Origin of the sequence: Micromonospora sp. DT31, from assembly GCF_049841795.1 — a bacterium.
Classification (GTDB): Bacteria; Actinomycetota; Actinomycetes; order Mycobacteriales; family Micromonosporaceae; genus Micromonospora.
This window is the reverse complement of the sequence record NZ_JBNCKZ010000005.1, coordinates 72,432-86,991: the sequence shown is the minus strand read 5'-3', so window position 1 is coordinate 86,991 and position 14,560 is coordinate 72,432. Positions and strand designations below refer to the sequence as shown.

The following is a 14,560-nucleotide window of genomic DNA, read 5'->3' as shown; positions in this document are numbered from 1 at the left end:
ACCCGCAGGGCCGACATTCATTGGCGGCGGGGCCGTTCGCCGATCGTAGTCCCTGGTGACGGTCGCGGAACCGGCCGTGTGGACATGTCACATCCCGGTCCGCGCGGGCGAGGGTTCGCGCGTCCACTCCCGTACCGCCGGGCGGGCGCGTACGATCGCACGTCGGGACCAGGAGCTATTGGTGGGGTGCGCTCATGTCGCGACGTCTGGTCAACTTGACCCTGGACACGCTGGAGGACCTGCCTCGATCCTGCCGGGGCTGCGTCTACTGGGAGCTTGATCCGGTCGCCGCCGAGCGGGCGTGCGCGGCCGGCGACCCGGGCCTGGAGAAGGAGGCGTGGGTCTCCCAGACCCTGCTGGAGTGGGGGTCCTGCGGCAAGCTCGTCTACGTCGACGGGATGCCGGCCGGTTTCGTCATGTACGCCCCGCCCGCGTACGTCCCTCGCTCGATGGCGTTCCCCACCTCGCCGGTCTCGGCGGACGCGGCGCTGCTGATGACCGCGCACGTGGTGCCGGCCTTCGCCGACGGCGGCCTGGGCCGGATGCTGGTCCAGGGTGTGGCCCGCGACCTCACCAAGCGCGGCATCAAGGCGATCGAGGCGTTCGGCGACGCCAAGTTCGGCGACGACGGTGACGACCCGGCCCGCGGCTGCGTCGCGCCGGCCGACTTCTTCCTCTCGGTGGGCTTCAAGACGGTCCGTCCGCACCCGCGCTACCCCCGCCTGCGGCTGGAGTTGCGGACGGCGTTGAGCTGGAAGTCCGACGTCGAGTACGCGTTGGAGAAGCTGCTCGGCTCGATGAGCCCGGAGACACTGCTGCGGCCGGTCCGTCCGGCGCCCGCCACCCGGTCGACCGGGTGACCCGCTCAGTCGACCACGGTGCCGGCCGCCACGATCGCCCGTAGTTCGCTGACGTCGATCGAGCCGGTCGGCACGTCCCGCTCGATCGGCAGGTACATCCGCTGCACCCCAGCGACGATGGCCTCGATCACCCGGTCCCGGAAACGGGGATCGACCAGCCGACCCCGGTCCTGCGGGGAGGTCAGGTAGCCGACCTCGACGCGAACCGCCGGCATCCGGGTGAGGCGGAGCAACTCCCACGACTTGGCGTGGGTGCGGCAGTCGCGCAGCCCGGTGCGGGCCACGATCTCCCGCTGCACCAGCCCGGCAAGGCGTTCCCCGGTCGCGGAGGTGACGCCGTTGTCGGTGCCGTAGTGGTAGGTGGCGACCCCCTCGGCGTCCGGGTTGGCGTGCCCGTCGGTGTGCAGCGAGATGAACACGTCGGCGCCGAGGGAGTTGGCGAGCCCGGCCCGGTCCGCGTCGGGCAGGCAGTCGTCAGGCGCCGGACCGCGGGTCAACTGGACCCGTACGCCGGCCGCGGCGAGCCGCCCCTCCAGCCGGCTGGCCAGGTCGTGCACGAGGTCCGCCTCGCTCCAGCGCAGCGAGCCGTCGGGCACCACCACGCCCGGATCGGTGCCACCGTGCCCGGGGTCGATGACCACGGTCCGGCCGACGAGCGTGGGCCCGGCCTGACGGATGGCGTCGGACTCGCGCAGCCACTGGGGGCGTCCACCGACCACCTTGCGGCCGAGCCGGCGCAGCGCGTTGACGGTGTGCGGCCCGCACGAGCCGTCCGGTTTCAGGCCCGTCTCGCGCTGGAACTGGGCCACCGCGCGGGAGGTGCGGATGCCGTAGATGGCGTCGGCGCGGCCCACGTCGTACCCCATCTCCAGCAGGCGTTCCTGGAGTGCCCGGACGTCCTCGCCGGTGAGCGGTTCGGGGACGGAGTGGTAGAGGGCGCGGGCGCCGAAGCGCCAGCGGGCCGCGTCCAGCGACCGCCAGGTCTCCGCGCCCACCCGCCCGTCCACGCTGAGGCCGCGGGACTGCTGGAAGGCCCGGACCGCGCGTTCGGTCTCCGCGTCGTAGTCGTCGCCCCCGCTGGCCTCGGGAAGGAGTTCCAGGCCGACGAGGACGGTGCGGATCTCGGCCACCGCGGGTCCCTGGTCACCGGGTCGGATCGGACGCACGACGACCCCCTCTGTACGGACGCTGGCGGACCGGAACTCCGACGGACGCTTACGGAGCGTACCGTGGCCGCTCACCCACCGGGTTCGTGTTCGGGCAGGTCAGAACGCCGCAACCCCCGTCACCCGGGCGGGGTGGCGGGGGTTGCGGAGGTGCCGGGGACGGCTCAGAGCGCTGACTGGATGAGCCGGAGCAGTTCGCCCTTCGGCTTCGCGCCGGCGATCGACTGCACCGGTTCGCCGTTCTTGAAGATGGTGAGCGTCGGCACCGACATCACCCGGTAGGCGCGTGCCGTCTCGGGATTCTCGTCGATGTTGAGCTTGACGATGGTGACCTGGTCCTTCATCTCACCGGCGATCTCCTCCAGCAGCGGCGAGACCTTGCGGCACGGACCGCACCACTCCGCCCAGAAATCGACCAGAACCGGCTTGTCGGACTTCAGCACGTCGCTGGCGAAGCTCGCGTCCGTGACGGCCTTGGTTGCTCCCACTATGAACCCTCCTCCGAACCCGTTACACCTGGAAATTCTCAGTCCTGCAGGGTGGCGATGAACCGCTCGGCGTCCAGCGCGGCGGCGCAGCCGGTGCCGGCCGCCGTGATGGCCTGCCGGTAGGTGTGGTCGACCACGTCACCGGCCGCGAACACCCCCGGAATGCTGGTACGGGTACTCGGCGCCTGCACCTTCACGTAACCCTCGTCATCGAGTTCCACCTGATCGCGGAAGAGTTCGCTGCGCGGGTCGTGGCCGATCGCCACGAAGACGCCGGTGACGTCGAGCACCTTGCTCTCGCCGGTGTGTACGTTGCGTACCCGCACGCCGTTGACCTTGCCGTCGTCGCCGAGGATCTCCTCGACCACGGAGTTCCACTCGACCTTGATCTTCTCGTTGCCGAGCGCCCGGTCGGCCATGATCTTGCTGGCCCGGAACGAGTCGCGGCGGTGGATGATCGTCACCGACGCGGCGAAGCGGGTGAGGAAGCTCGCCTCCTCCATCGCCGAGTCGCCGCCGCCGACCACCACGATGTGCTGGTTGCGGAAGAAGAACCCGTCGCAGGTGGCGCAGGACGACACGCCGTGCCCCAGGTATTCCTGCTCGCCGGGCACACCGAGCGGACGCCACGCGGAACCGGTGGAGAGGATGACGGCGCGGGCCCGGTAGGCGGTCTGACCCACCCAGGCGGTGCTCACCGCGTCGGAGCCGATCTCGCCGGTGTCCTTCAGCTCGACCCGGGTCACGTCGTCGGTGAGGAACTCGGCGCCGAAACGCTCGGCCTGCTTGCGCATGTTGTCCATCAGCTCGGGGCCGAGGATGCCGTCCGCGAAGCCGGGGAAGTTCTCCACCTCGGTGGTGGTCATCAGCGCGCCACCCGACTGCACGCCCTCGATCACCAGTGGCTTGAGGTTGGCGCGGGCGGCGTAGACCGCCGCCGTGTAGCCGGCCGGCCCGGAGCCGATGATGATCAGGTTGCGGACCTCGTCCACTGCCGTCTCCCGATGTGTGTGTTCGTCACCGGTGGGCACCGATGTCGATCCGGAGCGCCGACGGTTCAGCGGGGCCGGCGCCTGACTTGCAGAACATCATCGTACGAAGCGGGGATTCCCGAGCCGGTCATCCGGTGGGTCACGTCACGTGCCGGACATGCCCGCTGACCGTGGTTTCACCCTACCCGCGTGCGGAACCGGGTGTCCGCGCCGGACCCGGGTACGCCGCACTCCGGGCCGCTCACCCAGGCCCAGCGGGCACCACCGGCGTCGACGAACGTCACGACCAGCGCGGGAACGCCCTGGAAACGGGCGAAGTCCACCAGGTCGACGGTGAGCGGCGTGGCCCCGTGCTCCGCGCCGACAGCGGTCAGGCAGGCGGCGAGCGTCTCGGGCCGGGTCAGCCGATCCACTCCGGTGCCGGCCTTCAGGCGGTTCTTCTCGCCGGACAGCGGGGTCTCCGCGCCGTCGCCCGACCCGCCGGAGGGCGCGCCCATGTCCGGCGACACCGAGGAGTCGGCGGTGGCCCGGCCACCGGCGAGGCGGTCGGGCGTCCAGTCGGTGCCGCTGCGCTGGGCCGGCCCGGTGGTGCGGTACGGCGCGGCGACCATCGGTGCCGCCTCCTCGACGGTGTCGGCGGCACCGCCGTCACCCCGATCCGCCAGCTGTCCGACGCCGAGACCCACCGCGGCGACGGACGCCGCGGCGAGGGCGACCGGCCCGGCGAGCCGAGACCAACGCCGGGAGCGACGTCCGGGTCCGCCGGCCCGGGCCGGGCCGGATGCCGTACCGGGCGGGCGGGTGGGCCGGCCGACCTGCGCCGGTACGGCCGGCCTGCCGTCGCGTGGTGGTGCGGGGTCGGCCGCCGGGGCGGGGCCGGCGCCGGCGAGCGCGGCCGTGATCCGGTCGGCCACCGCGGCGGGCATTTCCGGCGCCGGCGTCATGGCCCAGTCGGCCAGGTCGGCGTGCACCAGGTCGACGGCCTCGCCGAGCGTGGCGTACGCCTCGCGCCACGCCGGGTCCTGCTCGACCAGGCGGGCCACGGTGGTCTGCTCGGGGGTGCCGCCCAGCGCCCCGCCGAGGTAGTCGGCGAGCAGGTCGTGGTCGACCTCGCTGAACTCCCGGGGACTCACGGCTCCTCCTGGCTGACGGCCTGACGGGGAGATCCCGACGTGGATCCGACGCCCTCGGGCCGTCGACGGTTCCCCAAGGTGAGCTGCGGCACGTCGGCCGGGTCGTCGGAGCCGGTCCGCAGGTGACCCAGAAGCACGGCGAGCCGCGCGCGGCCCCGGGCGCACCGACTCTTCACCGTCCCCTCGGCGACGCCGAGTATGCGGGCGACCTCGGCCACCGGATAGCCCTGCACGTCCACCAGGACCAGCGCGGCCCGTTGCTCGGCCGGCAGCGCCGCGAGCGCCTGGCGGATCACCAGCGCGGTGTCGTGGTCCCGGGCCGGCGCGGCCGGTTCGACCCCGCCGGTGTGGCGTCCCGGTTCACCGTCGGTGTGCATGCCGTCGGGCAGTGGGACGGTGGCGTGGGTCTGCCGGCGCCGCATCCGGTCCAGGCAGGCGTTCACCACGATGCGGTGCAGCCAGGTGGTGACCGCCGAGTCGCCCCGGAACCGGGCGGCGGCGCGGTGCGCCGACAGCATGGCGTCCTGAAGCGCGTCGGCGGCGTCCTCACGGTCGCCGATGGTGCGCAGCGCCACCGCCCACAACCGGTCGCGGTGCCGGCGGAACAACGTGTTGAAGGCGTCCCGGTCGCCGGCCACGTGGGCGCGGAGCAGGTCCAGGTCGGAACCGCCGTCGCCGTCCACCGTCACCATGCCCGGCGGCGGTGGCGCGACGGTCGCGGCGGCCGGGTCACGAGCCCTGGACCGTGATCTCCTGGACCGCGAGCTTCCATTTTTCGCTGTCCTTGGCCGGCAGCTTGGTGATCCAGAAGAGGATGTACTGGTACTTCTGCTCGGCCTCGAACCCATCGAAGATCATCTTGGTGCCGCCGTTCTCGTTCGGCTGGCCGATCTTCGTCGAGTAGGCGTTGACGAGCTGCTTGTCACCGGCGGAACTGGACGGGAAGTCACCGCGCGTGCCGGTGCGCAGCTCGACCGTCGCACCGGTGGCCGACAGGGTCGCCTCCAGCTGCTTGACCGAGTGCGGGGCGCCCAGGTCGATCCAGATGCCCATGCCCCTCTTGATGCCGCCGAACTTGGCGTTCGTCCGGTAGGTGTTGGTTTCCCAGCCCGCGTCGTCGTCGTCGTCGATGACCTTCTCGGCGTCGCGCACCTCGGCCCGGTCACCGTCCGGGTCGATGATCCGGACGTCGACGATGCTGAGCTTGCGGACCTGCGCGGGGGGCTCACTGCCGCCGGGGGCCGGCGCGCTGTTGGTCGGCTGGGCCACCGGCTCCTTCTCGTCGCCGCTGCTGCCACCGAGCGCGTTCACCCCGATGAGCAGCCCGACCAGGGCCACGGCCAGCAGGCCGGCGATCCCCAGGGCCACCCTGCGTCCACCGGCCGCGGCCAGCGGCGACGGCTCCTCGCCGGGCTCGGCGGTGAAGCGCAGCGGGCCGGCCTGCTCCAGGAACTGCTCGTCGGCCGGGATGTCGAGCCGGCTCAGCTCGGCCGACAGCACGTCCGACGACGGCGGGGCGATCTCCCGGTCCAGCAGGTCCATGGTGAGGTCGTCGAGGTAGGCGGGGACGCCGGCGCGCATCTGCCGGGGGGCCGCGATGGCGCCGGCGGCGTCCCGCACGGCGTCCGGCAGCGCGGCGCGACCGTGCCCGGCCGTGGCGCCGTGCAGCGGGGCCTCGCGGTGCGGCCAGTGCCCGGTCAGCGCGAAGTAGAGCACCCCGCCGACCGCGCGCAGGTCGTTCTCCTGGCTGTCCGCCCCGTCGGTGCGCGCGTCGGCCAGCACCACCCGGCCGTCGTCACTGATCATCACGGTGCCGGGATGGACGTTGCCGTGCACCATGCCTGTGGCGTGCACCGCGGCGAGGGCGCTCGCGACGGCGTTGCCGATGGCGGTGGCCCGCGCCGGGTCCAGCGCTCCGTCGGCGGCGACCATCTCGCGCAGCGACTGCCCGTCCACCCACTCGCGGACCACATAGGCCCGGTCGTCCTCGTCGATCGCGTCGTAGACGCCCACCAGGTTGGGGTGGATGACGCGGCTCGCGGCGACCGCGGCCTGGAGCATCTCGGTGGCGGAGTCGCCACCCGGGTAACGGAGGATCACCGCGACGGGACGGCGCAGCACCACGTCGACGCCGCGCCAGACCAGCCGGCCGGCGCTGTCGTTGTTGATGTGCTCGACCAGTTCGTACCGCTCGGCGAGCAGCTCACCAACCGTGGGAGCACCGACGGTCGCGACCGCAGGAGAGGTCTCCTCCGCGTCCTGACCCTCGCCGACCTGGGTCACCCGTCCTCCCTCGGTGATCGCGTCGATCGATGGACCCGTGTTGCTGGGCATGTGGCTTTCCGCTCTGCCTTCGGTGGAACCGGTCGGCCGGCGTCGACACCCGTGTCGGCCCGGTCGTACCCGTCGAGAGCGACCTTACCCGGGATGCCCGGTTCTCCGACATGTCATCTTCCCGCCCCGACCGGCGGTAGGCCAGTCGCCACGGGACCCGACGCGGGTCCACCGCGCCACCCGGCGGACGAGCCGGACGCGTACCGCCAATCTAGAGGTTCACGGCGACACGACCGCACAGGGGCGCTCCGGGGTGAACGGTCGGGGGTTTCCCCGCCCCGGCCTGCGCACCCTCGTCCTTACGGTTGGTTGTCCACAGGCCGAGAGGCCAGGTGGACGGCGGATTTCCGAGTTATCCACAGCCGTATCCCCAGGCTGGTGATCCTCGTTCACCGTCCGTCATCGACGGCTCAGCGCCCGAGCCGTCGCCGGACCATCCCCACCACCTCGGTGATCTCACCGATCCGCAGCAGCATGGCCAGCCCCAGGTAGGTGCCGCCGATCGCGGCCCCGCCGATCACCAGTTGGACCGCGGCGGCCAGCCGGCTCAGCTCCGCCGGGTCGCCGGGCAGCACCGCGACCACGAGCACCCCGACCAGCGCGGCGCCGAGCGCGGCGACCACCACCCGGCCGAGGGTCCGCATGATCTGCCCCAGCCCGATCCGGCCCACCCGGGGGCGCAGGAGCATCGCCGAGATGATCGCGGCAGCCAGGTAAGACACGGCGTTGCCGAGCATCATCCCGGCCGCCGCGAACGTGTTCGAGAAGATCAGGAACAGGCCCACCTGAAGCAGCACCCGCAGGATCACCACCGGGATGTTGATCAGGGCGGGGGTGCGGGTGTCCGGCAGCGCGTAGAACGCGAACGTGAAGAGCTGGCTGACCGCGAACGGCACCAGACCGAGCGCCGCGACCAGCAGCACTGTCGAGGTGGCCACCGCGTTGTCGCCGGTGAAGGCGCCGTAGCGGAACACCACCACGGAGATCGGTGCGGCGAGCACCGCGTAGCAGACCGCGATCGGGGCCAGCACCGCGGTGACCATCCGGGTGCCCCGGGACAGGTCGGCGGTGACGTCGCCGAACCGGCCCTCGGCGGCGGCCGCGCTCATCCGGGGCATCAACGCGGTGATGATCGAGACCGCGATGATGCCGTGCGCCATCATCAGCAGCAGGAAGACGTTGTTGTAGATCAGCAGACCGGCGTTGTTCCCGCCGGCGGCCCGGGTGAGGAGGTTTACCACCACGAAGAGGCCGAGCTGGTTGACCCCGACGTAGCAGAACATCCAGCCGCCGAGCCGGGCCAGCTCACCCAGGCCGAGCGCCCGGAAGTCGAACCGCCACTTCCACCGGAAGCCGACCTTGCGCAAAGCGGGCAGCAGCCCGGCGGTCTGGACCGCGACGCCGAGCAGCGTGCCCCCACCGATCAGCAGGATCCGGTCCCAGCCCATCTCGCCCGGCTCGATGATCTTCGCGCCGAAGACCGCGATGTAGAGCCCGCAGACGCCGATGACCACCAGGTTGTTCAGGATCGGCGCCCACATCGGTGCGGCGAAGTGCCCCCGGGTGTTCAGCACCGCGGCGATCAGCGCGCTCACGCCGGTGAAGAACAGCATCGGCAACATCAGGTACGACAGGCCGGTGACCAGGCCCCGGTAGTCCTGGTCCTTGCCGCCGGCGTAGATGGCGGTCAGCACCGGCGCGCCGATCATCGCGATCAGCGCGGTGGCGGCGAGGGCCAGCACGGCAAGCGTGAGCAACCGCTGGGAGTACGCCTCACCCCGGTCCGGATCCGACTTGCGCCGCCGGACCAGCACCGGAATCAGCACGCTGGTGAGCACGCCACCGAGCAGGAACTCGTAGACCTGGTTCGGCAGGAAGATCGCGGTGGTGAAGGCGTCACCGACGAGCGCGCCGCCGAGCGCGGCGCCGATCATCAGGTTGCGGATGAAACCCGTACCCCGGCTGACCAGGCTGCCGATGGCCATGACCGCGCTGTTCGTCGCGGCGCTGGCCTCGGCGGCCACCTCCTGCGGCGGTGCGACGGCCTCGACGCCCGGCTGGTTCAGCGGATCGGCCGAGATGAAGGTCGCGCCGTCGTCCGGCGGCCGGTCGCCGCCGTGCGCGTTCGCGCTGCGGTAGAGCCCGCCGCCCATCTGCCCGCCTCCAGGGGTACGTCGGAACCGGGCCCGGCCGGCCCCGCACAACCGGAACCTTAGTCAACCTCCGCCGGTTACCCGCGCCCGGCGCGGTCGATCCACCCCCGGCCCGATAGGCTGGCGATCCCATGTCCGAAGCCTCCGCCTCCGCTGATCGCCGCGAGTTGACCGCCGCGCAGCGCAACGCCGTCGCCGAACTGCTCCGCGTCTCCCCGGTGGCCGACGAGCTGGGTCGGCGCTTCGCGCGGGCCGGTCACGAGCTGCACCTGGTGGGGGGATCCGTCCGGGACGCGCTGCTCGGCCGGCTCGGAAACGACCTCGACTTCTGCACCGACGCCCACCCGGACGAGACCGTCAAGGTCATCCGGGGCTGGGCCGAGTCGATCTGGGAGACCGGGCGTGAGTTCGGCACCATCGCCTGCCAGCGCGACGGTCTCAACCTGGAGATCACCACGTTCCGGGCCGAGGTCTACGACCAGGTGAGCCGCAACCCGGTGGTGCGCTACGGCACCAGCCTGGTCGAAGACCTGAAGCGCCGCGACTTCACGGTCAACGCGATGGCGGTCAGCCTGCCCGAGCACCGGTTCACCGACCCGCACGGCGGGCTCGCCGACCTGGCCGCGAAGATCATCCGTACTCCCGGCACGCCGCAGGAGTCGTTCCGCGACGATCCCCTGCGGATGCTGCGGGCGGCCCGGTTCGCCGCCCAGCTCCGCTTCGCCGTCCACCCGGGCGTCCGCGCGGCGATGGCCGGGATGGCGACCGACCTGGACCGGATCACCGCCGAGCGGATCCGGGACGAGTTCACCAAGCTGCTCTGCGGCGCCGACCCGGTGACCGGGCTGCGGTTGCTCGTCGACACCGGACTGGCCGAGCGCTTCCTGCCCGAGCTGACCGGCCTGAAGCTCACCATCGACGAGCACGCCCAGCACAAGGACGTCTACGAGCACACGCTCACCGTGGTGAGCAACGCCGTGTCGATGGAGGAGGACGGCTGCGACTTCGTGCTGCGGATGGCCGCGCTGATGCACGACGTCGGCAAGCCGGCCACCAAGGCGGTCGGCGGGGACGGCCGGGTCAGCTTCCACCACCACGAGGTGGTCGGCGCCCGGTTGACCAAGGCCCGGATGAAGGCGATGCGCTACTCCAAGGAGATCACCTCCCAGGTGGTCAGGCTGGTCGGGCTGCACCTGCGCTTCTACGGGTACGGCCGGGGCGAGTGGACCGACTCGGCGGTGCGCCGGTACGTCACCGACGCCGGTGACCTGCTGTCCCGGCTGCACAAGCTGACCCGTTCCGACTGCACGACCCGCAACCGGCGCAAGGCGGCCCAGCTCGCCGCCGACTACGACGCGCTGGAGGAGCGGATCTCCCGGATCGCCGCCGAGGAGGACCTGGCCCGGGTCCGCCCCGACCTGGACGGCAACGCGATCATGGAGCTGCTCGGTGTGCCGCCCGGCCCGGTGGTCGGTCGCGCCTGGCAGCACCTCAAGGAGCTGCGTCTGGAGCGCGGGCCGCTGGATCGGGACGTGGCCGAGGTGGAGTTGCTGCGCTGGGCGCGCGCCGAGGGCATCGTCGACTGAGTCGTCTGCCGGAAACCCGACGCCGACACGGCGGCGTATCGACCGAAAAGCGGACGACATCAGATCGATGTCTGCCGCATGATGATGGTCGTCACCAGCCACCCGCATCGACGGCAGCGGCTGCGTTGACCTCATCCGCCCGTCCATCAGGGACGGTCGTTGGACACGGGGAGACAGTTCGGTGTCACGATCCGGCGCTCTGCGCCGCTCCGCGGTGGTGGGCCTCGCCCTCACCTCCGTAACCTCCGTCATCGGCGTCGCCACCGGCGGCGCGGCCATGGCCGATCCGGCCAGTCCCAAACGCGCCTCGGTTCTCGGCGCGGAGGCGCCCGAGGCGGTTTCCGGTCGCTACATCGTCGTCCTCAAGGACGGCAAGGCGTCCCCCGCCAAGGTGAAGGCCACCGCATCGACGCTCGCCGAGAAGCACGGCGGCACCGTCCGCCGGGTCTTCGGCAAGGCGCTGCACGGCTACTCCGCCAGCATGGATCGTCGGCAGGCCGAGCGCCTCGCCGCCGACCCGGGCGTCGCGTACGTCCAGCAGGTCCAGCGCTGGAAGGCCACCGACACCCAGACCAACCCGCCGTGGGGCCTGGACCGGATCGACCAGGGCCGGACCAGGACCGACGGCAAGTACACCTACTCGGCGACCGGCGCCGGGGTGACCGCGTACGTCATCGACACCGGCATCGACATCGACCACCAGGACTTCGGTGGCCGGGCCGAGAACGGGTACGACGCCGTCGAGCAGGACGACGTCGCGCAGGACTGCGACGGGCACGGCACGCACGTCGCCGGAACCATCGGCGGCACGACGTACGGCGTGGCCAAGGACGTCAAGCTGGTGGCCGTCCGGGTGCTCGACTGCTCGGGCTCGGGCACCACCGAGCAGGTGGTCGCCGGCATCGACTGGGTCACCGGCAAGGCCACCTCACCGGCCGTGGTCAACATGAGCCTCGGCGTCGACGTCGTCGACCGGGCGGTCAACGACGCGGTGAGCCGCTCCATCACCGCCGGCCTCACCTACGCGGTGGCGGCCGGGAACAGCATGCAGGACGCCTGCGCCTCCTCGCCGGCCAGCGTGCCCGCCGCCATCACGGTCGGCGCGACCGATCGGCTGGACATGCGGGCCTGGTTCTCCAACTACGGGCGCTGCCTGGACACGTTCGCGCCGGGCACGAGCATCGTCTCGGCGAAGGCCGGCACCAGCGCCGGCACCGAGTCGTTGAGCGGCACCTCGATGGCGTCCCCGCACGTGGCGGGCGCGGCCGCGCTGCTGCTGGAGGAGAACCCGGGTTGGTCGCCGCAGCAGGTGCGTGATGCGGTCGTCACCACCGGCGTCGGCGGCGCCGTGCACGACAGCATGGGCTCACTCGACCGGCTGCTGCACATCGGCACGGTCCCCACGGCCCGCGGTTCCTACGGGCTCAAGGCACGGGTCAACGGCCGGTACGTCACCGCGGACAGCAGCGGGACGAAGCCGCTGGTGGCCCGCGGCACCACCGTCGGCGCCTGGGAGAAGTTCGACGTGGTCGACGCCGGCGACGGCCTCTTCGGTCTGCGTGCCCGGGTCAACAACAAGTTCGTGACGGCGGAGAGCGCCGGGGCGAAGCCGCTGATCGCCCGTTCCGCGGCCATCGGAGCGTGGGAGAAGTTCCAGGTCATCGACAACACCGACGGCACGATCAGCCTTAAGGCGGTGGTCAACGGCCGGTACGTCACCGCGCCGAGCACCACCTCCCCGCTTATCGCGAGCAAGACCAGCATCGGCAACGCGGAGAAGTTCGACTTCGACGCGTCGGCTCCGGTGGTGGGGATCAAGTCCCTGGCCAACGGCAAGTTCGTGACCGCGGAGAACGGCGGCACGAAGCCGCTGATCGCCCGTTCCGCGACCGTCGGCGCCTGGGAGAAGTACGAGCTGGTCAACGTCGGTGACGGCTACGGCACCTTCGGGCTGAAGGCACTGGTCAACGGCAAGTTCGTGACGGCGGACAGCGCCGGGGCGAAGCCGCTGATCGCCCGGGGCGCCTCGATCGGCGCGTGGGAGGGCCTGGGCTTCCTCGACTACAACGCCGACGGCTCCGTCTACCTGTACGCCTCCGTCAACCAGAAGGCGGTCACCGCCGGCGCCACCGGCGCCAGCGAGCTCATCGCCAGCCGCATCCCCGACTGGGAGAGCCCGACCCTGGGTCTCGGCACCGGCGAGAAGTTCGTCATCGCCGTGATCTGACCCGTACCGAGAACGACGGCGCCCGCCGGCTCCCCGAGGGGAACCGGCGGGCGCCGTCGTCGTCACGAGGTGACGGTGCCGCCCGTCACGAGGTGACGGTGCTGCTGCCGTCCACTGTCTTCTTACCGTCCACCGGGCCGGTGCCGTTGGTGCTGGCGCTGCCCAGCCGGGCCAGCAGGCCGGCCAGGTCGATGCCGGTCAGGTCGCTGCCGAGCTGGAGGCCCTGGGCGACGTTGCCGGCCACCGACTTGGTCAGCGACGACGCCCCGTCGGTGGAGATCACCGTCATCTTGTCGATCGCGCCGATCGGGGCGCTGGCCGCGCCGACCACCTCGGGCAGCACCTTCACCAGCAGGTCCAGCACGGCCGCTTCGCCGTACGCGGCGAACGCCTCGGCCTTGCGGCCCATCGCTTCGGCCTCCGCCTGCCCCCGGGCCAGGATGGCCGCGGCCTCCGCCTGGCCCTCCCGCTCGATCGCGTCGGCGATCGCGGTACGGCGGCGCTGCTCCGCCTCACCTTCCTTGGCACCTTCGATCGCGTTCGCCTCGGCCAGCGCGGCGCGTCGGGCCCGCTCGCCCTCACCGGTGAGTCGGGACTGCTCGGCGACGGCCTGGGCGGCGGCGATGGTGGCCTGCCGCTCGGCGTCGGCGCGCAGCACCGCCGCGTTGCGGGCGGCCTCGGCCTCCTGCTCCACCTTGTACCGGGCGGCGTCGGCGGGCTTGCGCACCTCCGTGTCGAGCTGGCGCTGCTTCAGTTCGGCGTTGCGCTCGGCCACCTTCTGCTGCTCGGAGAGGATGGCCTGGTCCCGCTCGGCCTGGGCGAGCGGGCCGGACGCCGCCGACCTGGCCTTCGCCGCGTCGATCTCGGCCTGGATACCGGCCTGCTTGAGCGACAGGTTCCGGTTCGCCTCGGCGATCGCCTCCTCGGCGAGCAGCCGCTCCTGCTCGGCCTGCTGCCGGGCCCGCGCCTCGGCGATGGCCGCGTCCTTGAGCACCCGGGCGGCCTCGGGACGACCCAGGTCCTGCAGGTAGGAGCCCTCAGCCGAGATGTCCTGGAGCTGGAACGTGTCCAGGACCAGGCCCTGGTTGGTCATCGAGTGCTCGGCCTCTTCGGCGACCGCACTGGCGAACGCCGCCCGGTCCCGGATGATCTCCTCGACGGTGAGCCGGCCGACGATCGAGCGCAGCGCGCCGGCCAGCACCTCCCGGGTGAAGTTGTCGATCTCCTCCTGCTGGTTCAGGAAGCGCTGGGCGGCGGCCCGGATCGCGTCCTCGGTACCGCCGACCTTCACGATGGCGACGCCGTGCAGTTCGGTCCGGATGCCCTGCTTGCTGACCGCGCCGCGGATGCTGACGTCGATCCGGCGGCTGGACAGGTCGAGCGACTGGAGCTTCTGCACCACCGGCAGCACGAAGACCGAGGCACCGAGCACGACCTTCTGCCCGGACATGTCGGTGGACCGGGCTCCGTCGGCGGACTGGGTGGTCCGGCCCTTGCGGCCGGTGACGATGAACGCCTGGTTCGGCCCGGCCACCTTGATCCGGGAGAGCACGAAGAGGACGAGGACGACGGCGAGGAGGACCGCGCCGCCGAGGGCGACGAGTAGGGGCATGGGGGTTCC

11 protein-coding genes are annotated in these 14,560 nt (G+C 71.8%); 3 read left to right on the top strand and 8 right to left on the bottom strand.

Features of this window, described 5'->3' with window-relative positions; all coding sequences use genetic code 11:
- Positions 1-194 precede the first annotated feature (194 nt).
- On the top strand, positions 195-860 hold the full coding sequence (locus tag ACLQ2X_RS10715) for a GNAT family N-acetyltransferase (RefSeq protein WP_425680831.1): 666 nt from the start codon (positions 195-197) through the stop codon (positions 858-860).
- A 5-nt stretch (positions 861-865) separates the two neighbouring features.
- Here ACLQ2X_RS10715 and ACLQ2X_RS10710 read toward each other — a convergent pair whose 3' ends face one another.
- From ACLQ2X_RS10710 to murJ, 7 genes are all read right to left on the bottom strand, one after another.
- Positions 866-2,026, bottom strand: coding sequence for an N-acetylmuramoyl-L-alanine amidase (locus ACLQ2X_RS10710; protein ID WP_425680830.1), 1,161 nt, complete (start codon positions 2,024-2,026; stop codon positions 866-868).
- Positions 2,027-2,190: 164 nt separating this feature from the next.
- A complete protein-coding gene (gene trxA / locus ACLQ2X_RS10705; RefSeq protein WP_425680829.1) occupies positions 2,191-2,514 on the bottom strand; it encodes a thioredoxin in 324 nt (107 codons plus the stop codon).
- A gap of 38 nt (positions 2,515-2,552) precedes the next feature.
- Positions 2,553-3,506, bottom strand: coding sequence for a thioredoxin-disulfide reductase (gene trxB, locus ACLQ2X_RS10700; protein WP_425680828.1), 954 nt, complete (start codon positions 3,504-3,506; stop codon positions 2,553-2,555).
- Between the two features lie 176 nt (positions 3,507-3,682).
- Positions 3,683-4,639: a hypothetical protein gene (locus ACLQ2X_RS10695; protein WP_425680827.1), complete on the bottom strand. Its 957-nt coding sequence runs from the start codon at positions 4,637-4,639 to the stop codon at positions 3,683-3,685.
- A complete protein-coding gene (gene sigM / locus ACLQ2X_RS10690) occupies positions 4,636-5,331 on the bottom strand; it encodes an RNA polymerase sigma factor SigM (protein WP_425680826.1) in 696 nt (231 codons plus the stop codon). Before sigM ends, ACLQ2X_RS10695 begins: the two co-directional genes overlap by 4 nt.
- Before the next feature lie 37 nt (positions 5,332-5,368).
- On the bottom strand, positions 5,369-6,973 hold the full coding sequence (locus ACLQ2X_RS10685; RefSeq protein ID WP_425680825.1) for a protein kinase family protein: 1,605 nt from the start codon (positions 6,971-6,973) through the stop codon (positions 5,369-5,371).
- Between the two features lie 410 nt (positions 6,974-7,383).
- Positions 7,384-9,126 (bottom strand): murein biosynthesis integral membrane protein MurJ, encoded by a 1,743-nt coding sequence (gene murJ, locus ACLQ2X_RS10680; RefSeq protein WP_425680824.1) that lies wholly within the window; start codon positions 9,124-9,126, stop codon positions 7,384-7,386.
- A gap of 131 nt (positions 9,127-9,257) precedes the next feature.
- Here murJ and ACLQ2X_RS10675 point away from each other — a divergent pair, with 131 nt between their 5' ends.
- Together ACLQ2X_RS10675 and ACLQ2X_RS10670 are read left to right on the top strand one after the other, a co-directional pair.
- The gene (locus tag ACLQ2X_RS10675; protein ID WP_425680823.1) at positions 9,258-10,712 is read left to right on the top strand and encodes a CCA tRNA nucleotidyltransferase; all 1,455 of its coding nucleotides are present in this window, start codon (positions 9,258-9,260) and stop codon (positions 10,710-10,712) included.
- A gap of 181 nt (positions 10,713-10,893) precedes the next feature.
- Positions 10,894-12,939, top strand: coding sequence for a S8 family serine peptidase (locus tag ACLQ2X_RS10670; RefSeq protein WP_425680822.1), 2,046 nt, complete (start codon positions 10,894-10,896; stop codon positions 12,937-12,939).
- Positions 12,940-13,024: 85 nt separating this feature from the next.
- Here ACLQ2X_RS10670 and ACLQ2X_RS10665 read toward each other — a convergent pair whose 3' ends face one another.
- Positions 13,025-14,551: a flotillin family protein gene (locus tag ACLQ2X_RS10665; protein ID WP_425680821.1), complete on the bottom strand. Its 1,527-nt coding sequence runs from the start codon at positions 14,549-14,551 to the stop codon at positions 13,025-13,027.
- Positions 14,552-14,560: the final 9 nt, after the last annotated feature.